At 54.7% G+C, this 24,273-nt stretch carries 22 protein-coding genes, 3 tRNA genes and 1 pseudogene; 18 read left to right on the top strand and 8 right to left on the bottom strand.

Annotated features, from left to right (window positions below; all coding sequences use genetic code 11):
- The first annotated feature begins 29 nt into the window (after nt 1-29).
- From rfbG to QU660_RS08045, 4 genes are all read left to right on the top strand, one after another.
- On the top strand, nt 30-1,088 hold the full coding sequence (gene rfbG / locus QU660_RS08060) for a CDP-glucose 4,6-dehydratase (RefSeq protein ID WP_304946008.1): 1,059 nt from the start codon (nt 30-32) through the stop codon (nt 1,086-1,088).
- A gap of 523 nt (nt 1,089-1,611) precedes the next feature.
- On the top strand, nt 1,612-2,076 hold the full coding sequence (locus QU660_RS08055; protein ID WP_304946007.1) for a GtrA family protein: 465 nt from the start codon (nt 1,612-1,614) through the stop codon (nt 2,074-2,076).
- 95 nt (nt 2,077-2,171) lie between these two features.
- A complete protein-coding gene (locus QU660_RS08050) occupies nt 2,172-3,014 on the top strand; it encodes a UbiA prenyltransferase family protein (protein WP_304946006.1) in 843 nt (280 codons plus the stop codon).
- Between the two features lie 52 nt (nt 3,015-3,066).
- Complete coding sequence (locus tag QU660_RS08045; RefSeq protein WP_304946005.1) at nt 3,067-4,938, top strand: hypothetical protein; 1,872 nt, start codon at nt 3,067-3,069, stop codon at nt 4,936-4,938.
- A 50-nt stretch (nt 4,939-4,988) separates the two neighbouring features.
- Here QU660_RS08045 and QU660_RS08040 read toward each other — a convergent pair whose 3' ends face one another.
- Complete coding sequence (locus tag QU660_RS08040) at nt 4,989-6,206, bottom strand: AI-2E family transporter (RefSeq protein WP_304946004.1); 1,218 nt, start codon at nt 6,204-6,206, stop codon at nt 4,989-4,991.
- Nucleotides 6,207-6,306: 100 nt separating this feature from the next.
- Here QU660_RS08040 and rfbC point away from each other — a divergent pair, with 100 nt between their 5' ends.
- From rfbC to relB, 8 genes and pseudogenes are all read left to right on the top strand, one after another.
- Complete coding sequence (rfbC, locus tag QU660_RS08035; RefSeq protein ID WP_304946003.1) at nt 6,307-6,909, top strand: dTDP-4-dehydrorhamnose 3,5-epimerase; 603 nt, start codon at nt 6,307-6,309, stop codon at nt 6,907-6,909.
- A 32-nt stretch (nt 6,910-6,941) separates the two neighbouring features.
- Nucleotides 6,942-8,354 carry an MATE family efflux transporter gene (locus tag QU660_RS08030; protein ID WP_304946002.1) on the top strand — a complete coding sequence of 471 codons (1,413 nt, stop codon included), beginning with the start codon at nt 6,942-6,944 and terminating at the stop codon, nt 8,352-8,354.
- 38 nt (nt 8,355-8,392) lie between these two features.
- Nucleotides 8,393-8,463, top strand: a tRNA-Gly gene (locus tag QU660_RS08025).
- Nucleotides 8,464-8,466: 3 nt separating this feature from the next.
- A tRNA-Arg gene (locus QU660_RS08020) sits at nt 8,467-8,540 on the top strand.
- A gap of 34 nt (nt 8,541-8,574) precedes the next feature.
- Nucleotides 8,575-8,648, top strand: a tRNA-His gene (locus QU660_RS08015).
- Nucleotides 8,649-8,774: 126 nt separating this feature from the next.
- A complete protein-coding gene (locus tag QU660_RS08010) occupies nt 8,775-9,011 on the top strand; it encodes a type II toxin-antitoxin system RelB/DinJ family antitoxin (RefSeq protein WP_304946001.1) in 237 nt (78 codons plus the stop codon).
- Nucleotides 8,993-9,247: pseudogene (locus QU660_RS08005) on the top strand (type II toxin-antitoxin system YafQ family toxin); the annotation flags it as partial. The gene QU660_RS08010 and the pseudogene QU660_RS08005, both read left to right, overlap by 19 nt.
- Nucleotides 9,248-9,262: 15 nt before the next feature.
- On the top strand, nt 9,263-9,484 hold the full coding sequence (relB, locus tag QU660_RS08000) for a type II toxin-antitoxin system RelB family antitoxin (RefSeq protein ID WP_304946000.1): 222 nt from the start codon (nt 9,263-9,265) through the stop codon (nt 9,482-9,484).
- Between the two features lie 51 nt (nt 9,485-9,535).
- On the opposite strand, the gene QU660_RS07995 is transcribed toward relB, so the two are convergent.
- Genes QU660_RS07995 through QU660_RS07975 form a run of 5 tightly spaced genes read right to left on the bottom strand, consistent with a single transcriptional unit; the run spans nt 9,536 to nt 13,871 of the window.
- Complete coding sequence (locus QU660_RS07995; protein WP_304945999.1) at nt 9,536-10,630, bottom strand: ABC transporter substrate-binding protein; 1,095 nt, start codon at nt 10,628-10,630, stop codon at nt 9,536-9,538.
- A gap of 13 nt (nt 10,631-10,643) precedes the next feature.
- Nucleotides 10,644-11,435: an ABC transporter permease gene (locus QU660_RS07990; protein WP_304945998.1), complete on the bottom strand. Its 792-nt coding sequence runs from the start codon at nt 11,433-11,435 to the stop codon at nt 10,644-10,646.
- The gene (locus QU660_RS07985) at nt 11,435-12,253 is read right to left on the bottom strand and encodes an ABC transporter permease (protein ID WP_304945997.1); all 819 of its coding nucleotides are present in this window, start codon (nt 12,251-12,253) and stop codon (nt 11,435-11,437) included. The genes QU660_RS07990 and QU660_RS07985 overlap by 1 nt, the downstream gene beginning before the upstream one ends.
- Nucleotides 12,246-13,316, bottom strand: a complete 1,071-nt coding sequence (locus tag QU660_RS07980) for an ABC transporter ATP-binding protein (RefSeq protein WP_304945996.1) — start codon at nt 13,314-13,316, stop codon at nt 12,246-12,248. Before QU660_RS07980 ends, QU660_RS07985 begins: the two co-directional genes overlap by 8 nt.
- Nucleotides 13,317-13,337: 21 nt before the next feature.
- Nucleotides 13,338-13,871 (bottom strand): helix-turn-helix domain-containing protein, encoded by a 534-nt coding sequence (locus tag QU660_RS07975; protein WP_304945995.1) that lies wholly within the window; start codon nt 13,869-13,871, stop codon nt 13,338-13,340.
- Nucleotides 13,872-14,039: 168 nt separating this feature from the next.
- Between QU660_RS07975 and QU660_RS07970 the strand changes: the two genes are divergently transcribed.
- From QU660_RS07970 to QU660_RS07955, 4 genes are all read left to right on the top strand, one after another.
- A complete protein-coding gene (locus QU660_RS07970; RefSeq protein WP_304945994.1) occupies nt 14,040-15,107 on the top strand; it encodes a lactonase family protein in 1,068 nt (355 codons plus the stop codon).
- Complete coding sequence (aroC, locus tag QU660_RS07965) at nt 15,108-16,205, top strand: chorismate synthase (protein WP_304945993.1); 1,098 nt, start codon at nt 15,108-15,110, stop codon at nt 16,203-16,205.
- Nucleotides 16,206-16,480: 275 nt separating this feature from the next.
- Nucleotides 16,481-17,476, top strand: a complete 996-nt coding sequence (locus QU660_RS07960; protein ID WP_304945992.1) for an O-acetyl-ADP-ribose deacetylase — start codon at nt 16,481-16,483, stop codon at nt 17,474-17,476.
- Between the two features lie 186 nt (nt 17,477-17,662).
- Nucleotides 17,663-18,343, top strand: a complete 681-nt coding sequence (locus tag QU660_RS07955) for a vWA domain-containing protein (protein WP_304945991.1) — start codon at nt 17,663-17,665, stop codon at nt 18,341-18,343.
- 460 nt (nt 18,344-18,803) lie between these two features.
- On the opposite strand, the gene lepB (QU660_RS07950) is transcribed toward QU660_RS07955, so the two are convergent.
- Both lepB (QU660_RS07950) and lepB (QU660_RS07945) read right to left on the bottom strand, forming a co-directional pair.
- Complete coding sequence (gene lepB, locus QU660_RS07950; protein ID WP_304945990.1) at nt 18,804-19,355, bottom strand: signal peptidase I; 552 nt, start codon at nt 19,353-19,355, stop codon at nt 18,804-18,806.
- 66 nt (nt 19,356-19,421) lie between these two features.
- On the bottom strand, nt 19,422-19,973 hold the full coding sequence (lepB, locus tag QU660_RS07945; RefSeq protein ID WP_304945989.1) for a signal peptidase I: 552 nt from the start codon (nt 19,971-19,973) through the stop codon (nt 19,422-19,424).
- Nucleotides 19,974-20,132: 159 nt separating this feature from the next.
- Here lepB (QU660_RS07945) and glgB point away from each other — a divergent pair, with 159 nt between their 5' ends.
- Together glgB and malQ are read left to right on the top strand one after the other, a co-directional pair.
- Nucleotides 20,133-22,577, top strand: a complete 2,445-nt coding sequence (gene glgB / locus QU660_RS07940; protein ID WP_304945988.1) for a 1,4-alpha-glucan branching enzyme — start codon at nt 20,133-20,135, stop codon at nt 22,575-22,577.
- Nucleotides 22,574-24,247, top strand: coding sequence for a 4-alpha-glucanotransferase (gene malQ, locus QU660_RS07935; protein ID WP_304945987.1), 1,674 nt, complete (start codon nt 22,574-22,576; stop codon nt 24,245-24,247). Before glgB ends, malQ begins: the two co-directional genes overlap by 4 nt.
- Nucleotides 24,248-24,273 lie beyond the last annotated feature (26 nt).

Below are 24,273 nucleotides of genomic sequence, written 5' to 3'. Positions count from 1 at the left end.
AGGGGATGAGGATGAAATACACAGAGGATATGAAGCAGTTTTACGCGGGGAAGCGCGTATTTTTGACCGGCCACACCGGTTTTAAGGGAAGCTGGCTCTCAGTTATGCTCCGTCTGCTCGGCGCGGAAGTCTACGGCTATTCGCTTGCGCCGGAGAGCGAGCCCTCGCTCTTTACTCTGCTGGAGCTTGACAAGAAGATGCACTCCACCATTGCGGATATCCGCGATTTTGCCCGCCTCAAAGAGGCCGTGCGGGAGGCAAGGCCGGACTGTGTGTTGCACCTCGCGGCGCAGCCCCTGGTCAGAGAGTCCTATCGCTATCCGCGTGAGACCTATGAGACCAATGTGATGGGAACCGTGAACCTCCTCGAGGCAGTGCGGGAGCTCGGCGGCGTGGTGAGCTTCCTCAATGTGACGACCGATAAGGTATATGAGAACCCGGAAGAGGCAAATCACGGCTTTACCGAGGATGAGAAGCTGGACGGCTACGATCCCTACTCGAACTCAAAGAGCTGCTCGGAGCTGGTGACCCACTCCTACCAAAAGTCCTTTTTCTCGGAGCCCGGTGCAATGCGCATTTCCACCGCGCGCGCGGGCAACGTGATCGGCGGCGGTGATTTCGCGAAGGACAGAATTATCCCGGACTGTGTGCGGGCAACGGTACAGGGCAAGGCAGTGGAGCTTCGAAATCCCTATTCGACCCGTCCTTACCAGCATGTGCTGGAGCCGCTCTACGCCTATCTCATGATTGTGATGCAGCAGGCAAAGGAAGCAAAGTATGCCGGATACTATAATGTCGGGCCGGATGACTGCGACTGCGTGAGCACCGGAGAGCTCGCAGACCTCTTTGTGAAACACTGGGGTGAGTCGGCTGTCTGGAAGAACGTGGCCGAAGCCAATGCGCCGCACGAGGCCGGTTTCCTGAAGCTTGACTGTGCAAAGTTAAAGAAGCGCTTTGGCTGGGCACCGATCTGGCATGTGGATCGGGCGGTCGGTGAGACCGTGCGCTGGTATCAGGCCTGGGCTGATGGCAAGGATTTGACTGCGGTGACGGAAGAACAGATTCGATTGTTTCTTGCGGTAAAGTAAGTTTGTAGAGGGATGGACGTTGGCCATCCCTCTATGACATGATGGGATAGAATGTTGATTTGTCAAGGGGATTAGACCATGCCGGTACAAAAGAAGGAATTACTGAGTCTCGAACTCATATAACGGATATCTGACTCCGTTTGAAAAGGGAGCGGAGTGTACTATTAAGCAGTGGTATAACAAAAAACTTTGACCACTACAATGATGAGGTTGTTTGAGGTCACAATTTGTGACTTCAAAGTTTGAAAAGAGAGTGGAGTGTACCATTAAGCAGTGGTGTTACAAAAAACGTTGACCACAACAATTTTACCCTGATTTTCTCTGTAGTTTGTTGACGACAAAGATATTGCAAAAGATTCCGCTTCTGAGAAATCGGGTACGCTGAGCAGTTCCGTATTTTCGGCGTTGACAAGATTTGATGTGTACCGGAAAACAGAGTTTTGATTCGCATTGCCTGTCCCGTGCCCGGCAAAGCGAGATGACCTGAGGTTTTGCTGTTTGGTATTGAATTTGGGAGATGATTATGGAAAACACACGTGAAGACATTTTTGATCGCATGATGGGCTTGCCGGGACTGCGAATTTTAAAGCCCTGGTACAGTAAACACAAGGAAGTACTCCTGTATCTCTTCTTCGGGGGCCTGGCAGTCTTTCTGAATTTGGCGCTATTTGTTCTCTTCACGAAGCGCTTTGGCTGGGGTGCGCTCTTTGCCAACGTTGTGGACTGGGTTATCTGCGTGTTGTTCCAGTTTATTACGAACAAGACCTGGGTCTTCGATGCTACAACGGATACGGCCAAGGGCTTCTGGGCACAGCTGGCCGGTTTCTTCAGCGGACGCCTGTTGACCCTTGGTGTGGAAGAATTGATGTTGTTTGTGTTCATCGACCGTCTGCACTGGAGCAGCCTTCTGGTGAAGCTGATTGCACAGATTGTGGTCATTGTTTCGAATTATGTGATTAGCAAGTTCTTCGTATTCAAGCAAAAATGAGATGCGGATAGCGTTTGCATATATTATATGTGTCAAAGACTGATGTTAGCTTTGTATGGGAATAAGCAATCCTTCGGAAAGAGGCACGGTAAAGCATGAAAAAATACCTTGATTTACTGCGAGTTAAGCATTATCTCAAGAATATACTGGTATTCACACCGATCTTCTTCAATCAGACTTTGTTTACCGAAAAGTTTGCGATAGCGCTGATCGGCTTTTTTTCGTTGTGCCTGATATCCTCGACGGTTTATATTTTAAATGATATACAGGATGCACCCAAGGATCGTCTACACCCGACAAAACGCTTCCGTCCGATTGCCGACGGAAGCATCCATATCTTACAAGCCAGAGTGATCGGTGGCTTTTGCCTGTTCCTGTCGTTGACGCTATCGTATCTTGCAGGAGGTGTATCCGGGCTGCTTTTGATTTTGATGTATTTTGTGCTAAATGTTTCATACAGTTTCGGGCTCAAGAACCAGCCCTTGATTGATGTTATTATTTTGGCCTCCGGATTTATCATCCGCGTTATTTACGGCGCTGTCTTGACCCAAATTCCAATCTCGGGTTGGCTCTACCTCACCATATGGACAGGCGCTTTCTATATGGGACTGGGAAAACGCAGAAATGAAATCGCAAGACAGGGAGGTATGAAAGAGACGCGGAAAGTGTTGCAGTATTATTCGTACAGCTTTCTGGACAAAAATATGTACGTCTGCATTGCGCTAGCCATTGTTTTTTATGCAATGTGGGCGGTAGAGCATGAGAGTGTCTTATTTATCTGGTCTGTGCCGATTTTGATGATACTCCTCATGAAGTACAGCCTGGATATTGAGGGGGATTCGGACGGAGATCCGATTGAAGTTATCACGCACGATAAAGCTCTGATTTTTCTCATCATTGCGTTCGTTGCGTATCTCGGCTATATCATTTACGCATAAAGAGGGCAAGAACATTGCGAATTCACCTAGGCAACTGCTGCGGGAGATGCACATGAGTGAAAAAGGAATCCTACGTACTTCTATTGTCATTGTCGTTTTGGCATTGTTGAGTCTCTACCTTGCCAATTTCTTCGCATCGCTTTATGTTCCTTCGCGGCAACTGTTTTTGGACACGGATCGCCTGAACGAGGGGAAAGTCATGGCCTTTGTCTATGACGAGGCACCGGTTGAATTACTGTCTGCCGGAGAGAATGAGTACACGGGCGAAATTCGGAGCAGCGGAGAAAGCAAGCAGCTTACCGTGACAATCAAAGAAGGTGTGCCGCTTTCCTGTGCGGTGGATGGGGAAGAGAAACAGATACAGGCGGTGAGTCGCTATACAAGTTCCATGTACTATGTCGGGACCTATTGTATTTCACTCGGCGGAAACGAGACGAAGCGTTTGCCTGTCGCCGCAGCCTTGTTTTTCCTGCTTTTCGGCCTCTGTGTCTTAGCGTTCCGTGAAAACCTGCGCTCTAAGAGCGGTTTTAAGGCTTTCGTTTACTCGAGTCATGCCGTCAGGGCAATCGGACGGAAACCCATTGTGCTTTCTTTTTTGGTCAGTGCGGTCAGCACCCTTGTTTTCTACGGCTGCGATCTAATCGTCATATCCGACAGCATCATTCTCTGGCAAAAGGGCATCGATATTTTTCAGCTCTTTGCCTGCATCAACCCCTATAAGAATGTGGAACTCTACTTATGGCAGTACGAGGGCATGATGCTCGCAGGCTACGGCCTGCCGTCTTACCTGCTCTACCCGACACTCGGGGACTTTCAGCCGGGCGCGTATCACTGGTTACAGTCGTTCCTCTACAAAATGCTCAACATGCTTCTGATGAACGGCACGGTGCTCTCGCTGATCAGCTTCCTCTTGGAGCGTGGATTACTCAAAGAAGAGCGGGCACGGGAAGTCTACTATTTCTCTGTCTTTAATCCGCTTTGCTTCTGGATTGCCATCATCTTCATTCAGTTTGATATGCTGCCGGTCTACTGCACCCTGCTTGGGCTCTTGTTGCTCTCGGATGTGCAAAAGAACAAGTGGAGCGCCGCGCTCTTTCTCGGTTTCGGTGTGGCCTGCAAGCTGACTTACCTCATGCTGCTGCCGAGCATGGCCTTCCTCATGCTGACGCTGTTTGTGCGGGATAGGAAAGCGAGAAAGGACTGGCTCCTGTTTGGTCTTGGCTTCGGGCTTTTGCTCTTTGTCTTCCTGTTGTTACCGCGCATCTTGCATACACCGCTGCACCTAGCTTACCGGGATTTGCCGCAGACCAAGCGTCTCTGGAGGCTTGCCTTCCCCTTGGTCAGCACGGAGATCAGAACCTATGCGGCAATTGTGGGACTGGTGATTGCCTTCCTCTGGAGCGTGCTTCACTGGGATACCAAGGCAGCTATGCCCATCCAGATTTTGAGGACGGTGCTCATGTTGGCGGTCATTATGTTTACATTCTCCTCGCTTACCTTATCCACGCCCTCCTTTTATCTGGTCTCACTTCCGGCCTTTGTGCTCCTTATGCGGCAGAGCCGGAATCGCTATGAGTGCGTGCTGAAATCGCTTCTTTCTCTCCTCGTGGTCACGCAGTTTTTGCTGCGCCCGGAGGGCGATATCACGGCGACTCTCTGGTTCTTCGGGAAAACGCCTGTCTTTACCCGCGTTTTGCGGGCGGTCGAGGCGAGCGGCAAGGCGCTCTGGTGGAAGTCGTTTCTCTACAGCGTCTCTTACGGGGCCATGCTGGTTTATTTAAAGCTCTTCTGGGATTTGGTCTGTGACCACCCAATCGACCACCCAATTGACCACCCAATTGACCACCCAATTGACCACCCAATTGACCACCCAGTTGACCCGAAGCTGACAGTTCAGCTTGCCACAAGGGAGGATGGATTGTGAAATAAGAGAAGCGCCGCCCCGGACAGGATAACAGCTGGGGCGGCGCTTTTCTATACTTCCCTTGTTTGTTCCGCGCGCATCGCTTCCCGCAATGCGAGTATCCGCTCAAACTGGATTTTCACGAGCGTACCCACCGGCACGGCGAGCAGCATGCCGAGGATACCGCCCACGGCACCGCCGACCAAGAGGGAGGCAATCACAAGCAGCGGGTGTATGTCTATGCTGGAGCTTAAGAGCCGCGGGTTAATCACGTTGCCGTCCAGCGTCTGAATTACAAAGAGCGCGATAAATGCCGAGACGAGCCTTGCATAGTCGCCGTAGAGAATGCAGACCAGGGCGGTGCTGCCGTAGGCGACAAAGGGCCCCACATAGGGAATCAGGTTGCCGAGGCCGGTCAAAATGCCGATGATGAGCCCGTAGCGAACCCCGAGCACACTGAGCGAAATGCTGACCAAGAGGGTCATGATGAGCGCGTCGATTACCTGTCCGCGGATATAGCCCGCGAAGGCGCGGTCCGCATCCGAGAAGAAGACAGAGAGTGCCCGGTTGATGTGCTGCCCGAGCAGAACCTTGGAGACTCGCTTCCAGTAATTCAGAATGTTCTCGCCGTCCAGCAGAAAATAGACGCAGAAGATGAGCGAGAAGAGGAGGTTCGAGAAGAAGCTGCCCATGTTGTTGACGCTCGACAGCATGGAGCCGAGGAAACGTTCCGCAAAACTCATGAGGTTCGAGACCGCGCTCTGCAGGTAGGCGGTAAAGTCATTTCCGCCGACCGGGAGGGTGGCAAGCTTATTCAGGACATCCTGATAGAAGTTTGAGATTGCAAGGCTAAGCTCCTTGGTCATGCGCCAGAGGTCGCTTAAATTTGCAAGCTGCACGCTGCTGCTGAGCGCCGAGATGAGGAGCGAGAGCAACAGGGTGAGAGCCAGCAGCACCAAAAGAAAGGTGAGGAGCACGGCGAGTCCCCGGAAGGAACGCGCTTTGCCTTGCTTCGCGGGGCGGCGCCGTGCGCGCGGCAAGAGTGTTCGAAAGCTCGCAAGGCGCTGCTCGAAAAAGTTCACGACCGGAGTCAAGAGATAGCAGAGCGCAAAGCCGGTAATCAGGGGATGCAGGACAACCCGGAACCAGCGGAAAAAGCCCGTGACAGCGGACCAGAGTTCCGGAATATGGTCGATGGCGCGGCTGCCGCAGTAGAGCAGTAGAGCGGTGATTAAAACATAGAGTGAAATCAGAATATAGCGAAAGTTGAATAGTTTTTTCCAATTCATGGGAATACCTCAGAAAGTCTGTGTGCTTTTGCCTCATTATAAGGGCTGGATTTTTTTCTGACAATGGTCGTATAATAATCATAGAAAAAAGGGGGTACTTATGGGACAGATTACAGTGACAACTTGCCCGATTGAGGGACTTTATGTGATTGAGCCTGCGGTGCACGGCGATGCGCGCGGCTATTTTATGGAGACCTATAACCGCCGCGATATGGAAGAGGCGGGACTCAACCTGAATTTCGTGCAGGACAACCAGTCCGCGTCTAAGAAGGGCGTGCTGCGCGGCCTCCACTTCCAGAAGGAATTTCCGCAGGGCAAGCTGGTGCGCGCCATTCGCGGCCGTGTCTTTGACGTGGCGGTGGATCTTCGTAAGGAGTCGAAGACCTTTGGGCAGTGGTATGGCGTAGAGCTCACCGAGGAGAACAAAAAGCAGTTCTATATTTCCGAGGGCTTTGCGCACGGTTTTCTGGTGCTCTCCGATTATGCGGAGTTCTGCTATAAGGTGACGGATTTCTATCACCCGGGCGATGAGGGCGGTCTCGCGTGGAACGACCCGGAAATCGGCATTCGGTGGCCGGAACTGGTGGGCGCTTACCCGGGCTCTGCGGATGCTTCGGGCTATACGCTATCGGACGGCACGCATCTCACGCTGAGCGATAAGGACCAGGCTTGGGAGACGCTTAAAAACACGCATCACTTCTGAAGAAGACAATTTAGACCGGGGGAGGCACACGCATGAAACAGGTATCACAGGAGGCGCGCTACCGGCAGATGATGGAGGAACCGGTATACACGCTGATTCCGCGTCTCGCCGTTCCCACCATCGTATCCATGCTGGTCACCGCGGTCTACAACATGGCGGACACCTACTTTGTGTCGCAACTCGGCACCTCGCCCTCGGCGGCGGTCGGCGTGGTCTTTTCGCTGATGACGGGCATCCAGGCGGTGGCCTTCATGATAGGCATGGGCTGTGGAAATGAGATTGCGCGTTTGCTCGGGCAGAAGGAGATTGAGGAGGCCGAGCGCTATGTGGCGACCGGATTCTGTACGGAGATACTCGTAGGTACGCTGCTCGCGGTGCTTGGCATTGCATGTTCGGGGCAGCTGGTCTACCGCCTCGGTGCGACGCCTACCATAGCGCCCTATGCCGCGTCCTACACGCGCTATGCCCTGCTCGGCGTGCCCTTCTTTATGTGCTCGCTCGGCATGAACAATATGCTCCGTTTTCAGGGCAATTCGTTTTATTCGATGCTCGGCATTGCGACCGGCGGTGTGCTCAATATCTTTTTGGATCCGCTCTTTATCTACGTGTTTCACATGGGAATTGCGGGCGCGGCAATCGCGACCGTGATCAGCCAGATTATTTCGTTTTTCATTCTGGTCTGGCAGTGCAACTGCATGCAGGCCTGTCTCAGCATACGCCCGCGACGCTTTTCGCCGAGTCTTGAGCGCTACCGGAACATACTGCGCTTCGGCCTCCCGAGCCTTGCGCGGCAGGGCATTGCGAGTATCTCTGTCATTGTGATTAATTTTGCGGCACAGCCCTACGGCGATGCCGCGATTGCGGCGATTGCCATTGTGTCGCGGGTTGCCATGTTCATGAACTCCGCCATCATAGGCTTTGGGCAGGGCTTCCAGCCGGTCTGCGGCTTTAACTATGGCGCGGGCAACTATAAGCGCGTGGAGCAGGCCTATAACTTCAGCCTTCGCGTTTGCTTCGGCGCCCTGCTTCTCATGGGAGCGCTGGTGTTCTTCAATGCGGAGCGTGTGATGATGCTCTTCCGAAAGGACCCGGATGTCCTTGCGGTCGGAACGCTGGCCTTACAGCTCCAGTCCCTCAGCATACCGCTTGCAGCGCAGATTACTATGGCCAATATGTTTTCGCAGACCACAGGCTACAACGTCCGGGCGACCGTCGTGGCCTTACTCCGTCAGGGCATATGTCTGATTCCGATACTTCTTGTCTTGCCGCGCGTGCTCGGCGTGCGGGGCATTCAGGCGGCACAGCCGCTCAGCGATGTCTTTTCCGCGGTGATTGCGTTTTTCATCACAAGGAGCATACTTCGGGAGATGCGACGTAAGACTGCGGAGCAAGAAAAAGCAGAGTTGAATTCCGGAAAAACGCTTGCACAAGCGAAAGAAGTATGATATAAAATTAGGGCACGTGTTAAGAGAGCACGCTGTCCGCAGGTGTAGTTCAATGGTAGAACACCAGCCTTCCAAGCTGGATACGTGGGTTCGATTCCCATCACCTGCTCTTGAGTCTGTAGCTCAGCAGGATAGAGCAACGGCCTTCTAAGCCGTGGGTCGGGGGTTCGAATCCCTTCAGGCTCGTTGGGATTCGAAACAGTCCCGAAACACGAATATGGTGGGTATGGCGCAGTTGGTTAGCGCGCCAGATTGTGGATCTGGAGATCCAGGGTTCGAGCCCCTGTACCCACCCGATGAAAGAGCACCCGAAAGGGTGCTCTTTTTTACATAAAATATAAACGAGCAAAACAATTACAATGCTTTGCATTTTTTTGGTGTTGTGAATATAATGTCATTAACAGAACGGGGGTGCATTACATGGCAAGTACAAATCTTAATATTAGAACCGATAAAGATGTTAAGGAACAGGCAGAGCAGATTTTTGCGGAACTTGGAATTAATATGAGTACGGCTGTCAATATGTTTCTCAGAACAACTATACGAGAGAACGGGATTCCCTTTGCCTTAAAGTTGGAAACGCCGAATGAGTTGACAGCGGCTGCCATTGCCGAAGGTAGACGGATTGCCTCTGATGACAGTTTAAACGTGATTTAAAACAGGCGAAGAAACAGAACAGAAATTTGGATAAATTGTTTGAAGTTATCAATAATCTGGCAGAGGGTAATACTTTAGGTGAAAAGTACCGAGATCATGAGCTGGCAGGTAATTATAAAGGGGTAAGAGAATGTCACATAGAGCCGGACTGGTTATTGATGTATGAAATTAAAGAAAGGTTGCTGATTCTTATGCTATATCGCTTGGGAACGCACTCGGAACTTTTCAAGAAGTGACGAAGGAGTAGGAAAATGTGCTTTTCAATCAGGCTTTTGGCGGAAGAGAAAAGGATTGCTGAGTCTTACGCGAAAATGCGTAGTATGTCGCTTGAAGAGGCATTTAAGCAGGCGCTTTTTGAGCGAATTGAAGATGAATATGATATCGCTGTGGCTGCCGAGGCTTATGCAGAGTACGAAAGAAGTGGGCGTAAGAGTAGACCCATTTCCGAACTGTGGAAAGAATTGGATTTATAGGAAACAAAAAAGAGCCTCTCGGCTCTTTTTTGTTTCCGCATTTCTCTTTGCTTACTGCGCCTTGACTTCCTTCCAGAGCTCGTCGTAGAGCGCATCGCCCTCTTCGCCGAGGTACTGGAACACTTCGCACTTCGCGAGGTCCGCATCGTCCGGGAAGAGCGCCTTGTTGTTCTGAAGTTCCGGATCGAGGAGATCGAACGCTGCCTTGTTCGGGGTCGGGTAGGTGATGAACTCGAAGTTCTCCTTCGCAATCTCCGCGCGGCACATAAAGTCGATCCACTTTTCCGCGTTCTCCTTGTGGCGCGCGTTCTTCGGGATGACCCAGCTGTCAATCCAGACATTGGAGCCTTCCTCCGGAATCACATACTTGAGCTCGTAATCCGCGCCGGAAGCCTTGACTTCTTTCTGGACATAGAGCATCTCGCCGGAGTAGATGACTGCGAGTGCAGCCTCACCGCCTATCATCTTGTCGCGCACCTGGTCAATGACATAGGCCTGCACGAGCGGCTTCTGCTCAATCAGCTTATCCTTCACTGCCTCGAGCTCGGTTCTGTCGGTCGTGTTGATGTCGTAGCCCAGGAGCTTCTCGCCGACCATGAAAGCGTCGCGGACGGAATCCTGCATGAGGATGTTGTTCTGGTACTTCGTATTCCAGAGGTCGTTCCAGCTCTTCGGCGCCTCGGATTCCGGCACCATGGAGGTGTTGTAGAGGATGCCGACCGTACCCCAGCAGTAGGGGACAGAGTACTTGTTCTCCGGATCGAAGCCCTTGGACTTTTCAAGGTACTTCGGGTCGATATTCTTGTAGTTCGGAACCTTATCGAAGTCGATCGGCTGAATCAGGTCCTTCTCAATCATCTTCTGGATGATGTAATCGGACGGGCAGACCACATCATACTGGACTGCGCCTGCCTCAATGATCGGGAGCATCTCCTCGTTGGTCTCGAAGGTGTCGTAGACCACCTTGATGCCGGTCTCTTTCTCGAATTCCTTCACGACATTTTCGCCGATGTACTCGCCCCAGTTGTAGACATAGAGCGTGTTATCGTCCTTTGCGGACTTCTGACCGCAACCGCTGATTGCGAGGCCGAGCGCCGCGAGGACCGCTGCAGAGAGTGCGCGGGTCAAAATGCTTCTTTTCTTCATACTGTAATCCCCCTTAAACCTGTTTTGAATTTTTTGCAGACGGCATGAAATTTGCGACGAGAAGCAGAAGAAGAACTGCCGCAAAAATGATGGCCGAAAGTGCATACATGCTGGGTACAATGCCGCGCCGCACCTGTGAGTAGATCAGCGTGGACAAGGTGTCAATGCCCGCTCCTTTGGTGAAGTGGGTGATGATGAAATCATCGAGCGACATCGTGAAAGCGAGCAGAAAACCGGAGAGCACGCCGGGCACAATGTCCGGGAATATGGTGTAGAAAAAGGCCTGGCGCGGTGTCGCGCCGAGATCCATGGCTGCCTCGTAAGCGGAGCGGTTGGTCTGCTTCAGTTTCGGCAGCACGGAGAGCAGCACATAGGGCACGTTGAAGGTGATATGGCTGATCAGCACCGTGTGGAAACCGAGTGAGAAGCGGAAGGCGATGAAGGCGAGCATCAGGGAGATGCCGGTCACGATGTCCGCATCCAGCATCGGAATGTTGTTTAAGCCTATCATCAGGTTGCGGCCGGTAGGCTTCATCGCATTGATGCCGATGGCCGCCGCGGTGCCGAGTACGGTCGCAATCAGCGCGGACAGGAAGGCGATCAGCAAGGTATTGTGCAAAGCCTGCATGATGGTCGCGTTCGAGAAGAGCTCTCCGTACCACCTGAGGGTAAAGCCGCCCCAGCGCGTCCTTGATTTACTCTCGTTAAAAGAGAGCACAATCATCGTAAAGATGGGGAGGTAGAGAAAGAGGAGCATGATCACGAGATAGAAGTCGCCGATGATATTTCGTATACGTCTGTTCATCAGAATGCCGTCCCCTCTCCGTTTTTATCGTAGCGCGCCAGCACCGTCATGCTGAGCAGGATGAAGAGCAGCATGACAATCGAGAGACCGCTGCCCAGATTCCAGTTGCTTGCCTTGGTGAATTCGGTCTCGATGACATTTCCGATCAGCAGTATCTTGCTGCCGCCGAGAATGTTGGAAATAACAAAGGTCGTGAGTGCCGGGACAAAGACCATCGTGACGCCGCTCACAATGCCGGGCACGGAGAGCGGAAGCCATATGCGCCATAGGGTCTGGAGCGACGAAGCTCCGAGATCCCGCGCGGCCTCGACAATGCTGTCCTCAATCTTACACATGGTGTTGTAAAGCGGAAGCACCATGAAGGGCAGAAAGTTATAGACCATGCCGAGCACAATGGCAGTGGGCGTGTTGATGATATTGATGGGCTTTAGGTGCAGGGCCGTGAGAAAACCGTTGATCACGCCGTTCTTCTCGAGCAGGGTCTGCCACGCGAGGGTGCGGAGCAGGAAGTTCATCCACATCGGCAGGATGAAGATAAAGACCACAAAATTCGCGCGGCCTATCTTCTTGCCGCGCAGAATGAGCGCGAGCGGAAAGGCGAGCAGAAAGCAGATCACGGTGCTCACAAAGGAGAGCAGCACCGAGAGCTTTAAGGCCTTCAGGTGATTGCGCTCTACAATCGAAATCACATTGTCCAAGGTGAAGGCGCCGCTCCGGTCGGTCAGTCCGAAGACAAAGACCAGGGCGAGCGGAATCACGATGAAGCCTATCATCCAGACCAGATAGGGGAGAGAGAGGAGTCTTGCCTTCTTACTCATTGACAATTGCCTCCTCGTCCTCGGAGGCGGGCTTATTCATGATCTGAATGTTGAAGGGATCGACCATAATGCCGACCTCCTGCCCGAGGGTAAACATATGGGTGGACTGCACGAGCCACTCGTAGCCGCCCTTGGTCGTCACCTCCATCTCGTAGTGCACGCCCTTAAAGATGGAGTGGGTCACATGGCCGGTGAGCGTTCCGTCCTCCGGCTTTACGAGTTCCACATCCTCCGGGCGTATCACGACGTCGACCGGCTGATTCTGGCCGAAGCCCTTGTCCACGCAGCGGAAGTTTGCGCCGAAGATGTTCACGAGCTCATCGTGCACCATGATGGCGGGGATGATGTTGGAGTCGCCGATGAAGTCCGCGACAAAGGCATTTTCCGGCTCGTTGTAAATCTGCTCCGGCGTGCCCATCTGCTGGATATAGCCCTGGTTCATGACGACGATGGTGTCGGACATGGTGAGAGCCTCTTCCTGGTCGTGGGTCACGTAGACAAAGGTGATGCCGAGTTCCTTTTTCAGGCGTATCAGCTCGTACTGCATGTCCTGGCGGAGCTTTAAGTCGAGTGCGCCGAGCGGCTCGTCGAGGAGCAGAAGACGCGGCTCATTCACGATGGCACGCGCAATCGCAATGCGCTGCTGCTGGCCGCCCGAGAGGGAATTCACGTCGCGCTTCTCAAAGCCGGAGAGGTTCACGAGCTTTAAGGCGTATCGGATTTTGTCATCGATATAGGCCTTGCTCTTGCCCTTGATTTTGAGGCCGAAGGCAATGTTCTCCGCAATGCTCATATGCGGGAAGAGCGCATACTTCTGGAAGACCGTGTTCAGCTGGCGGCGGTTCGGCGGAAGGCTTGTGATATCCTGACCGTCAAAAATCACCTTGCCGCTGTCCGGGGTCGTGAAGCCGCCGAGGATGCGGAGCGTCGTGGTCTTGCCGCAACCGGAGGGGCCGAGCAGGGTCACAAAGGAGTTCTCCGGAACGGTCAGATTCAAATCGTCCAGCACCATTTCTCCGTCGAAGGACTTGGAGATGTGCTGCAAATCCACCAGTGTTGACATAGTTTGAATCTCCTCTCTATCTTAAAAGGACGGCGGGGCGCTTACGTAGAGTAGCGTGCAGCCGCTCTTTGAGCTGACATAGTGACTTTTTTCGGAGCGGTAGTAGAAGCTCTCGCCCTTTTTGACGCGGCGGGTCTCATTGCCGAGGTGCAGTTCCAGACTGCCGCTCAGCACGTAGCCGAACTCCTCGCCGGAGTGGGGGGCATCTTCCGCCATACGACCGCCCGGTTCGAGGGTCAGCAGTATGGGCTCCATCATATTTTTTTGCGCGTTCGGAATGAGCCAGCAAATATGGTTTTTCAGCTCGCTGTCCTGCTTTTCAAAGTAGTCTGCCTTCCGGAATATCAACTGCTCCGGTTCCTTTTCGCTGAAGAAGTCCGCGGGTGTGGTGCCGAGGCACTGCAGAATGTCCATCAGCGTCAGGATGGAGGGAGAGGTTAAATCGCGCTCCAGCTGGGAGATGAAGCCCTTGGAGAGCTCCGCGCGGTCCGCCAGTTCTTCCTGCGTCAGATTGTTCAGGATGCGCAGACGCCTGATTTTTTCACCGATCTCCAAGAACAGCCTCCTTAAACTTATAGTTTAGTAAAAATAAACCACCGGTACGATTATACAGTTTTTGAAGGGGGTGTCAATAGAATTTTTGAGGACCTTGTGCTAGAATGAGCAGGAAGAAAAACAGCAGGGCATCCCTTGGTTTTGCGCGGGGCGCAGTGAGGAGAGAGCATGAAAAAATACGTGGCGTATGTGGGATCTTACTCCTATACGGGAAAGGCAAAAGGCATCACAATTTTTGATGTGGATACGGAGCGCGGCAGCTTTCATAAGCGCCAAGAGGTCGAGGTGGACAATGCCTCGGATGTGATTGCATCGAGTGACGGGCGCATGCTCTACGCCGTGGAGGATTACGGCGTGGTTGCGTTCCGCATTCTGCCGGACGGCGGTTTGGTGCGTGTTTCGAGCCGAAAGGTGAACGGCATGCGGCCGCACCATATTTGCGTGGACCGGGAGAGCAAGTACCTCTATACCTCGGGTTATCACGACGGAAAGCTCACCATACTCCGCCTTGAACCGGACGGCACCATAGGTTCTATCGTGGACGAGGTTTACCATAAGGGTCTCGGCTCCATTGCGGAGCGCGGCTCGAGAGCCCATATCACCTGCTCGAAGCCCACGCGTGACATGCGCTTTGTGATGTCTGCGGATCCCGGCATCGATCAGGTGAGCATCTACCGCTTTACGGGCAGACCGGGTGAAATACGTTTGGTAGACGCGATTCGCACCGCACGGCGTTCCTCGCCCTACTTCTTTACCTTTTCAAAGGACAATCGCTTCCTCTATCTGCTCTACGATATGACGAATGCGATCGATGTATACAGCTATACGGTCTCCGAGGACAGGGGCATGCCGGAGTTCACAAAGCTTCAGACGGTGTGCACCACGGGAGACGTGACGCCGGGCGCCCTGAATGCGGCGACCTGCATGACCTTTACCGTGGACGACCGCTACATCTTTGTGGGCAATGCGGGCGATAACAGCGTGACCCTTTTTGCGCGCGACGCGGAGAGCGGTATGCTGACAGCCGAGTTTAACCTCCCGATCAGCGGCGAGTACCCGAAGGATATCGCAATCTTCCCGGACGGGAAGCACATTGTGAGCGTAAACCACGAGAGCGGAACCCTCTCTTTCTTTAAGGTGGATTACGAGAAGAAGCTGCTCATCATGAGTACCAACGAGATCTCGGTGAGCCAGCCGAACTGCTGCATCATGGTACCGGTCGGAGAGGAAGGGTAAATGGCGGGAAGTATATTCGGAACCTTGTTTCGCGTGAGCACCTTCGGAGAGTCGCACGGCACGGCGCTCGGCGCGGTGATTGACGGCTGCCCGGCGGGGCTTCCGCTCACGGCGGAGGAGATTCAGGCCTATTTAAACCGGAGAAAGCCCGGGCAGTCCGCGTTTACGACACCCCGTAAGGAGGCGGATGCCTGCGAAATTCTGTCCGGAGTTTTTGCGGGAAAAACCCTCGGCACACCGATTGCGGTTCTGGTGCGCAATCAGGATCAGCACTCGGCGGACTATCAGGCCATTTGGGATTGCTATCGCCCGGGGCACGCGGACTTCGGCTTCGATCGAAAATTCGGTTTTCGGGATCCGCGGGGCGGCGGCAGAAGCTCGGGGCGGGAGACCATAGGCCGGGTAATCGGCGGCGCAATTGCGTCAAAGCTCCTCGCGGAGTTCGGCATTCGCGCCTTTGCCTATGTGAGCGCGGTCGGTGAAATCGAGGCAGAGCGCTTTGAGCCTACGGCCTGTGCGGAAAATCCGCTCGGCATGCCGGATCCGGAAGCCGCGGCGCGGGCGGCTGCCTACTTAAAAGAAGTGATGCAAGACAGAGATTCGCTCGGCGGCACGGTGAGTTGCCGCGTCACCGGGATGTTCCCGGGGCTCGGTGAGCCGGTCTTTGATAAACTTGACGCGGAGCTCGCGAAGGCTGTCATGAGTATAGGCGCGGTGAAGGGCGTTGAGTTCGGCGACGGCTTCGGGGTGAGCACCCGGCGCGGCAGCGAAGATAACGATGCCTTCTGCCCGGGGCGGGAAGGCATCGAAAAAAAGAGCAATCACGCGGGCGGTATGCTCGGCGGCATCTCGGACGGCAGCGATATCCTGCTTAGGGCCGCCGTGAAGGCGACACCCTCCATCGGATCTCCGCAGGAGACCGTAAATAAAAACGGCGAGCCGGTCACCATCGAGATTCAGGGGCGGCACGACCCGACCATCATGCCGCGGGCTGCGGTCGTGGTCGAGTCTATGGTGAATCTGGTACTCGCGGATCTGCTTCTTCGAAACAGCGTGAGTACGGTCGAGAAACTGAAGCGGGCCGCCGGTCGCGCCTAAGGGAAACGCGGACGGAAGCAGGAAAGGCGTAAGCCTTACAAAAGAACTTGCGTAAGAGGGAGGTACCGGGACGGTACCTCTTTTCTTTCGCCAAAACGCCGAACAAAATTCCGCCAAAACGCCGAACGGAATTCCGCCAAAACGCCGAACGGAATTCCGCCAAAACTCCGAACGAAATGCCGCCAAGTCACCGAAAAGGTCGCGGAAGCGGGACTTGCAAATTCCGCGAAAAGCGGGCATGCTGTCAGAAAAGAAGCTTGAATCGGAGGTGGCTTATGCCCTTACACTTGGTCAGAAACGATATCACGAAGATGCGGGTGGATGCCGTTGTGAATGCCGCGAACAGCTCTCTCCTCGGCGGGGGCGGGGTGGACGGCTGCATCCACCGCGCGGCGGGGCCCGAGCTCCTTCAGGCGTGTAAAAAGCTGCACGGCTGCGAGACGGGGCAGGCAAAGATTACCGAGGGCTATCGGCTTCCCTGCAAGTATGTGATTCACGCGGTCGGGCCGCGCTGGCAGGGCGGAACGCAGGGGGAAGAGGAAAAACTGCGTTCCTGCTACCGGGCATCCCTGCAACTTGCGGCGGAATATCGGTGCGAGAGCGTGGCCTTCCCGCTGATTTCCTCCGGGATTTACGGCTACCCGAAGGCGGAGGCGCTACGCGTTGCGGTCGAGGCGATTGCCGCCTTTCTCGAGAATTCGGAGCTCACGGTCTACCTGGTTATTTTTGACCGAGCGTCCTATGAGATCGGCGCGGAGCGCTTCTCGGAGATTGCAGTCTATATCGACGAGCACTATGTGGATGCCCATACGGAAAGCGCAGAGCAACGCTTAAGCCGGGAGCGGCTGTATGGGGAAACGTCCTTGGAAGCGCCGCTCTGTGAGGCAAAATCTGTCTGCGAGCTCTCGTTGGAAGATACCTTGCGGGGCATGGGCGAGAGCTTTTCGGAAATGCTGCTCCGGAAAATTGACGAGGCCGGTATGACGGACGCACAGTGCTATAAAAAGGCAAACATAGACCGGAAACTCTTTTCGAAGATACGCTCCGATAAGCACTATCAGCCCTCGAAAGCCACGGCCATTGCCTTTGCGCTCGCGCTGGAACTGCCGCTTTCGGAACTCGAAGAACTCCTCGAAAAGGCGGGCTTTGCTCTCTCGCCCGCGAGCAAGTTTGACCTAATTGTGGAGTACTTTGTCGCGCGGGGTAAGTACAATGTCTTTGAAATCAACGAGGCTCTCTTTGCCTTTGACGAGAATCCGATCGGGGCGTGAGAACGCCGAATCAAATGTCGCTTGTGAGGCGACCCCTCCCGCTGTCAAAAGCGCTATGCTCTCCTTGTCAGTGAGACAAGTGTATCGGCTCTGTGAAACAAGCATATGGTATAGAGGTTGCGTTGGCGGACGCAACGGTTTCCGTGCAACAGAGCAGTCAAATGAAAACGGCGGGAGGAAAGCGCAATGAAAGAAAGTTTGACCGAAATCGTATTTATTCTGGATCGCAGCGGCTCCATGGGAGGCTTGGAAACAGATACTATAGGGGGCTTCAATGCCATGCTGGAGCGGCAGAAAAAGGCGGAGGGCGAGGCTCTGCTCTCGACTCTCTTATTCAGCAACGAGACGGAGGTGCTGCACGACCGTGAAGATATCAAGCGGGTGGAGCCCCTCAGCCTTCAAGACTACCGTGTCGGCGGCAGTACCGCGCTGCTCGATGCAATCGGCGGTGCGATACGGCACATCGGAGAGCTACACCGCAGGGCAAGCGAAGACGAGAGACCGGCGCACACCCTCTTTGTGATCACCACGGACGGGCAGGAAAACGCGAGTCGCCGCTACGGCTATGCGGAAGTAAAGCGGCTCATTGAGCGGCAGAAGGAAAAGTACGGCTGGGAGTTTCTCTTTCTCGGTGCGAATATGGATGCTGTGGCAGCGGCAAGCCGCTTCGGCATAGGCGCGGACCGGGCGGTTCGCTACAACTGTGACAGCGCGGGCATTGCGCTGAATTATGAGGCGGTCGGAGAGGCCATACTCACGCTCAGAGAGAAATCGGCCCTTGACCGGAACTGGGGCGAGCGCATCCGGGAGGACTATCAAAAGCGCGAAAGAGACATAGTCGGATTTCACAATGTAAGGTTGACATAATTTTATAAAGGCGGCATGGTAGATGCGCGGCAGCGAAAGCAATGATGCTTAGAAACGGGCGGTTCGGAAAGTGCCCTACGCGCGGCGCAATATGGAAAGTAAGAAACTGAGAGACGAAATGTAAGAGACAAGGCGCCAAACGACACAGCACAGAGAAATGAAGCGCGAAAGGTGAAGTGCAAGAGACGAAGTGATGAAGAATCCGGCGTCGACCGATAACGCAGGGGAGGCAAAGCACGAAAGGCAAAGTGCAGAGGCAAGGCGTCAAACGACACAGCGCAGAGAAATGAAGCGCGAAAGGTGAAGTGCAAGAGACAAAACACGGAACGGGAAAGCGTTGAAAGATAATACGGCGAAAGTAGAAAGACAAGAGATAAAACGTGGAACGAAAAAGCACCGAAACAAAAAAAGAGACACAGTCCCCGGGGATTGTGTCTCTTTCTTTGCTTCTTTGTCCTTTTTATTTGAGCGGCTTGATGCCGGGCCAGTAGCGGAACAGTACCTTTGCGACAATCTTATCGCTGTAGACATAGTGATTTTTCCAGTAGCGCGCGTCCACCGAGCCGTTTCGGTTATCGCCCATGCAGAAGTAAGCGCCTTCGGGCACCTGAAACTCCTGTAAAGCCGCAGGCTTCATGGGCTCTTTGATGTAGGATTCCTCGAGCGGGGTCTCGGAATCGTTTAAGTAGACCTGGCCGTCCCGAATCGTGACCTTGTCGCCCGGCATGCCGATGATACGCTTTACATAGAGGGTCTCCGGCTCATCGGGCGCGTGAAAGATGATGATATCGCCGCGCTTCGGTGCTTCGAAGCGATAGGCGAGGCGGGAGCCGATCACGCGATCGCCCGGCATGATGGTTGTAATCATGGAACCGGTGGGCACGCGCGCGTTGGCAATGACAAAGTTGTTCAGCACAAAGGCCAGGATGGCCGCGACAACAATAATCTGGAGCCAATCAAGCCACTCGGGGCGCGACTTTTTGCCCTCCCGCTTCGGTTCGGATTCTGTCATGGTAACTCCTTTCATAAGCAAAAACTGTGACGGCACCGGTCGGTGCCGTCACAGTTTGCATGTGCTTTAGTGTATGCCTTTAATCCCCGGCCAGTAGCGGAACAGAACTTTCGCAAGTATTTTGTTTTTGTAGACATAGGGATTCTTCCAGTAGCGCGCATCCATGGACTCGTTGCGGTTATCGCCCATACAGAAGTAGGCGCCCTCCGGAACAGTGAAGCTCTTCGGGGATTCCGCGACCATGGGTTCCTTGATATAGCTCTCTTCGAGCGGAGTCTCGGAATCGTTCAGATAGACTTTGCCGTCTCGCACGGTGACCTTGTCGCCCGGCATGCCGATGATGCGCTTTACAAAGAGCACTTTTTCATCGTCCGGCCAGCGGAAGATGATTACATCGCCGCGCTTCGGTTCACCGAAGCGGTAGGAGAGGCGGGAGCCGATGACACGGTCGCCTGCCATGATGGTATTTTCCATGGACCCGGTGGGAACACGGGAATTTGCAATCAAAAAGTTGTTGAGGATAAAGGCAATGACTGCCGCGACCACAATAATCTGAACCCAGCTTAACAGTTCACGGAGCGCATTATTCTCTTGTTTCTTTCGTCTGAATCTTGCCACCTGACTCACCTCCGATTTCATTTGGTCATAACAGGGAACAGTATAGTCTATAGAAGGCGGAGAGTGCAAGGAATATTCGTTTCCGGCCGTCGCGCAGTGGCAAAAGCAGGCGTTGCTGTGATAAACTAAGGACATCAATGACAAGCAGGAGGGAGCTGCATGGAACGAGAGCTTTACGAGGTAATGGACTGGGCAGCGGTCGAGGAGATTGTTTACTCGGAGTCCGAAGACCCGCATGCCATTTTGGGACCGCATAAGACAGACAAGGGAATTCTCGTGCAGGCATTTTTCCCGGGACGGGAGAGCGCAGCGCTGGTATACGGAAAGACCAAAGTTCCCATGGAACAGGTCGATGAGAGCGGCTTTTTTGCCTGTCTGATTCCCGGGGAAAAGGAAGCACCCCGCTATCGCTTTGTACTCACGGAAGAAGACGGAAGCGAGCTCGAGTGTGAGGATCCTTACCGCTTTATGCCGGAACTCCCGGAGGGGGAACTCCGGAAATATAAGGCCGGTGAGAGCACGGCGGCACAGAGCTTTTTGGGCGCACACGAGAAGAAGATGGGCGGTGTTTCCGGCATTCGCTTCGCGGTCTTTGCGCCGAATGCCATGCGCGTCTCGGTGGTCGGCGACTTCAACAACTGGGACGGCAGAGTACACGAGCTGCGCCGCATGGGCGACAGCGGTATTTTTGCGATTTTCCTGCCGGGTGTGGAAGCCGGTGCGCTTTATAAGTACGAGATCAAAACCTACGCGCGGGAAATTTTGCTCCGCGCGGATCCTTATGCGCGTGCGGTCGAGTCGGAAGGCGGCAGTGCTTCCGCGGTGGCGGCTGCGGAAACGCCCTTTGCCTGGGAGGATGAGGCCTATCTGGAAGAGCGCGCCCTGCGCTTCGGAAAACGCCCCGGCGAGCAGGCCATTAACATCTATGAACTGAATCTTGCGAGCTTTGCGGCGGGCGCTTCCTATGAGGAACTCGCGGAGTCCCTGCCCGCCTACCTCGGCAAGATGCACTACACACATGTGCTGCTCATGCCGCTGCTCGCGACCCGGGAGGAGGCGTCTCTCGGCTATTTGACGAGCGCGTATTTCACGCTCAGCACCAAGCTCGGCGCGGCCGCGGGCTTTCGTAAGCTTGTCAATGCGCTGCACAGTGCCGGCATCGGCGTACTCATGGACTGGAGCTGTGTACGCTTCCCGCGGGAAGAAGCGGGCCTCGACTATTTTGACGGAAGCACACTCTACGAAGAGAACGGCAGCGGAGATACGGCGGTGTTCCGCTTCGGTCGTGCGGAGGTGCAGTCCTTCCTCTTCTCGAATCTCTGCTTCCTCGCAAACGAATTTCACATTGACGGCGTCCGTGTAATCGACATGGCCTCGGCGCTCTGGTATCGGGCAAACGAGAACCGGAACTGCTACGGCGGCGGTGAGAACCTGGACGGTGCGTCCTTCCTGCGTCGTCTGAGCTTAATGGCGCACAAAAAGCTGCCGGGCTTCCTTTTGATTGCGGACGGCAGCGCCGAGTGGCCGCGCACCACGGAGCCGGTCAAGAACGACGGTCTCGGCTTCGATTTCCGCTGTAACCAGGGCTTCGCGGACGGCATGCTCTCTTACCTCGGCGCGGACGAGGCGGGAAAGAGCGAGCGCTACGGCGAGCTCTCCTATGCGCAGCTCTACCAGTACTCGGAGCAGTACGTACTGCCGCTCTCGCACACGGCGCTCTCCGAGCGGCAGCCCACCCTCATGGGACGGCTCGGTTATCTGCCGTTTGAGGAGAGAATTGCGCTGCTCCGCGCCTTCTTCGGCTTTGTGACGGCGCACCCCGGGAAGAAGTTACTCTTTGCCGGTCAGGAATTCGGCATGCTTGAGCCCCTACAGCTCGGCGGTGAGCTGGACTTTTCGCTGCTTGACTTCCCCTCGCACCGGGAACTCGCGGCCTGCTCCGAAGCGCTGAATGCGTTTTATTTGGAGCATCCGGCGCTCTACGAGGGAGACGGAGACACCGAGGGCTTTACCTTCTTAAACTGCCACTCCTACGAGGAGAACGTGGTGGTATTCCTTCGGCGCGCGGCTTCCGAAGATCTCCTGGTTGCCGTCAACTTCTCGGGCACGAGCTACCCGCGCTTCAATCTGGGTGTTCCCTATGCGGGCAGCTATAAGGAGATTTTCACGACCGATGAGGAGCGCTTCGGCGGCAGCGGACTTTTGAACCCGCGCGCGCTGCCGGCCCGCGCGATGGAGGTCGATGACAAGGAGCTTGGCATCGGCATTCGCTTGCCCGCATACAGTGCGCTCTTCTTTGCCTGCAAGAAGCGGGAGCCGGAGAAGAAAGTGACGCCGCGTGCGGAAACGGAAAAGAGCGAGGAAATCAAGGCAAAGCAGAAGCCCGAGAGTCTTCTTGAGAAGGCGGCGGATGCTGCCGGGAAAAAGGCGGCGGGTGTCGCCGGAAAAGCCGCGGACGTTGCGGGCAAGGCAAAAAATGCGGCGGGTAAGGCAAAGGATGCGGCCGGCAGAAAGGCCGCGGGCGTTGCCGGAAAGGCTGCGGATGTCGCGGGCGCAGCGAAGAAACGGATTGACCGCGCAATGGGAATGGAGAATAAAAAATGAAACGTGCAGCCGGAATTTTGCTCCCGGTATTCAGTCTTCCGGGCGACTTTGGAATCGGTTCCTTCTCAATCGAAGCCTACCGATGGATTGACTGCCTGAAGGAGGCGGGACAGAGCTATTGGCAGATTTTGCCGCTCGGGCCCACCGGATACGGCGATTCGCCCTATCAGTCCTTCTCCAGTTTTGCGGGCAATCCGTATTTTATCGATTTGGAGGAACTCAAAGCGCTGGGTCTGCTCACCGAGGAGGAACTTTCCGGCGAGCGTCACTGCGGTGACGAGGGGAAAATAGACTACGGTCATATCTATGAGTCGCGTGAGAAGCTGTTGCGCCTTGCGCACCGGCGTTTTCGCGAGAGCCTGAACGGAAGCGAAAGTGTGGGCGAGGATGCCGTGCGTCGCACCAAGGACAGAGCAACGTATCAGGCGGCGGTGGCGGCCTTGCACCCGGAGACACGCGAATACTGCCTCTATCGCGCCGTCAAAGACTCCCAGGGCGGTAAGAGCTATCTCGAGTGGGAAGCGCCGCTTAAAGGACGCGACAGCGCTGCGCTCCGCAGCTTTACGGCGAGCCACGAGGCGGAGATTGACTATTACGCCTGGACGCAGGTTTTGTTCCACGAGCAGTGGAGCCGTTTAAAAGAGTATGCGGCCGCTCACGGCATTACGATAATCGGAGATCTCCCGATTTATGTGGCGCCGGATTCCGCGGATGCCTGGGCGCATCCCGAGCTCTTTCAGCTCGACGAAGAGGGCAAGCCGGAAGCGGTGGCAGGCTGCCCGCCGGATTATTTCTCGCCGGACGGACAGCTCTGGGGAAATCCGCTCTATGACTGGGACTATCACAAGAGAAGCGGCTATGCCTGGTGGGCACAGCGCATGGAATACAGTCTCTCGATTTACGACTGCATCCGTATGGATCACTTCCGCGGCTTCGACGAGTACTTTGCGATTCCGGCGGGCAAACCGGCCAAGGATGGAAGTTGGAAACCGGGCCCCGGTGTCGGGCTCTTCAAGGCAATCGCAAAGGAGCTCGGAAAGCCCCTGCCCATCATTGCGGAGGACTTGGGCTTCATGACGGAGAGTGTCATTCAAATGGTGAAGGAGAGCGGCTTCCCGCCCATGAAGGTACTGGAATTTGCCTATGATTCCGACAGCCGAAATCTCTACCTGCCGCACCGCTATGAGAGAAACTGCGTCGCCTACACCGGAACGCACGACAACGAGCCGATCATGGGCTGGATACGCAAGCAAAATGAGGCGGTGCGTCTCCGCATGCTGCGCTATCAGGGCTCGGAGCACACGCCGGAGAGCGATCTCTACTGGGACTGCATTCGCACCGTGCTCGCGAGTGTCGCGGACACGGTCATCATCCCGATGTGGGATTACCTTGGCTTAGGCAACGAGGCGCGCATCAATGTGCCGAGTACGGCGGGCGGAAACTGGCAGTGGCGCATGCCGAAGAACGGTTTTACCGAGCACTTAATCTGGCACTGCCGCATGCTCGCGGAGATTTACGACAGAGAGCCTGAGCCCCTTCCCGTACCGGCAGAGCTCGAAGCCGCGCCGGCCGAAACACAGGCGGCAAAGGAGAGCGAAGAGCCTGCATCCCTTGAAGCTGCGGGAGAAGCGGACAGAGGGAAAAACGATACGTCGAACGCGGAAGCTTAAGTTTACATAAAGCTGCTTTCCCTGCG

Origin of the sequence: Stomatobaculum sp. F0698 (assembly GCF_030644385.1) — a bacterium.
Taxonomy (GTDB): domain Bacteria; phylum Bacillota; class Clostridia; order Lachnospirales; family Lachnospiraceae; genus Moryella.
The sequence above is the reverse complement of the archived record's forward strand: the minus strand, read 5'-3'. Positions and strand labels throughout refer to the sequence as shown.

Bases quoted from the DNA above. Each gene is read 5' to 3' on its own strand.
- rfbG (WP_304946008.1), top strand. From the start codon at position 30: ATGAAGCAGTTTTACGCGGGGAAGCGCGTATTTTTGACCGGCCACACC.
- QU660_RS08055 (WP_304946007.1), top strand. From the start codon at position 1,612: ATGGAAAACACACGTGAAGACATTTTTGATCGCATGATGGGCTTGCCG.
- QU660_RS08050 (WP_304946006.1), top strand. From the start codon at position 2,172: ATGAAAAAATACCTTGATTTACTGCGAGTTAAGCATTATCTCAAGAAT.
- QU660_RS08045 (WP_304946005.1), top strand. From the start codon at position 3,067: ATGAGTGAAAAAGGAATCCTACGTACTTCTATTGTCATTGTCGTTTTG.
- QU660_RS08040 (WP_304946004.1), bottom strand. From the start codon at position 6,206: ATGAATTGGAAAAAACTATTCAACTTTCGCTATATTCTGATTTCACTC.
- rfbC (WP_304946003.1), top strand. From the start codon at position 6,307: ATGGGACAGATTACAGTGACAACTTGCCCGATTGAGGGACTTTATGTG.
- QU660_RS08030 (WP_304946002.1), top strand. From the start codon at position 6,942: ATGAAACAGGTATCACAGGAGGCGCGCTACCGGCAGATGATGGAGGAA.
- QU660_RS08010 (WP_304946001.1), top strand. From the start codon at position 8,775: ATGGCAAGTACAAATCTTAATATTAGAACCGATAAAGATGTTAAGGAA.
- relB (WP_304946000.1), top strand. From the start codon at position 9,263: ATGTGCTTTTCAATCAGGCTTTTGGCGGAAGAGAAAAGGATTGCTGAG.
- QU660_RS07995 (WP_304945999.1), bottom strand. From the start codon at position 10,630: ATGAAGAAAAGAAGCATTTTGACCCGCGCACTCTCTGCAGCGGTCCTC.
- QU660_RS07990 (WP_304945998.1), bottom strand. From the start codon at position 11,435: ATGAACAGACGTATACGAAATATCATCGGCGACTTCTATCTCGTGATC.
- QU660_RS07985 (WP_304945997.1), bottom strand. From the start codon at position 12,253: ATGAGTAAGAAGGCAAGACTCCTCTCTCTCCCCTATCTGGTCTGGATG.
- QU660_RS07980 (WP_304945996.1), bottom strand. From the start codon at position 13,316: ATGTCAACACTGGTGGATTTGCAGCACATCTCCAAGTCCTTCGACGGA.
- QU660_RS07970 (WP_304945994.1), top strand. From the start codon at position 14,040: ATGAAAAAATACGTGGCGTATGTGGGATCTTACTCCTATACGGGAAAG.
- aroC (WP_304945993.1), top strand. From the start codon at position 15,108: ATGGCGGGAAGTATATTCGGAACCTTGTTTCGCGTGAGCACCTTCGGA.
- QU660_RS07960 (WP_304945992.1), top strand. From the start codon at position 16,481: ATGCCCTTACACTTGGTCAGAAACGATATCACGAAGATGCGGGTGGAT.
- QU660_RS07955 (WP_304945991.1), top strand. From the start codon at position 17,663: ATGAAAGAAAGTTTGACCGAAATCGTATTTATTCTGGATCGCAGCGGC.
- lepB (WP_304945990.1), bottom strand. From the start codon at position 19,355: ATGACAGAATCCGAACCGAAGCGGGAGGGCAAAAAGTCGCGCCCCGAG.
- glgB (WP_304945988.1), top strand. From the start codon at position 20,133: ATGGAACGAGAGCTTTACGAGGTAATGGACTGGGCAGCGGTCGAGGAG.
- malQ (WP_304945987.1), top strand. From the start codon at position 22,574: ATGAAACGTGCAGCCGGAATTTTGCTCCCGGTATTCAGTCTTCCGGGC.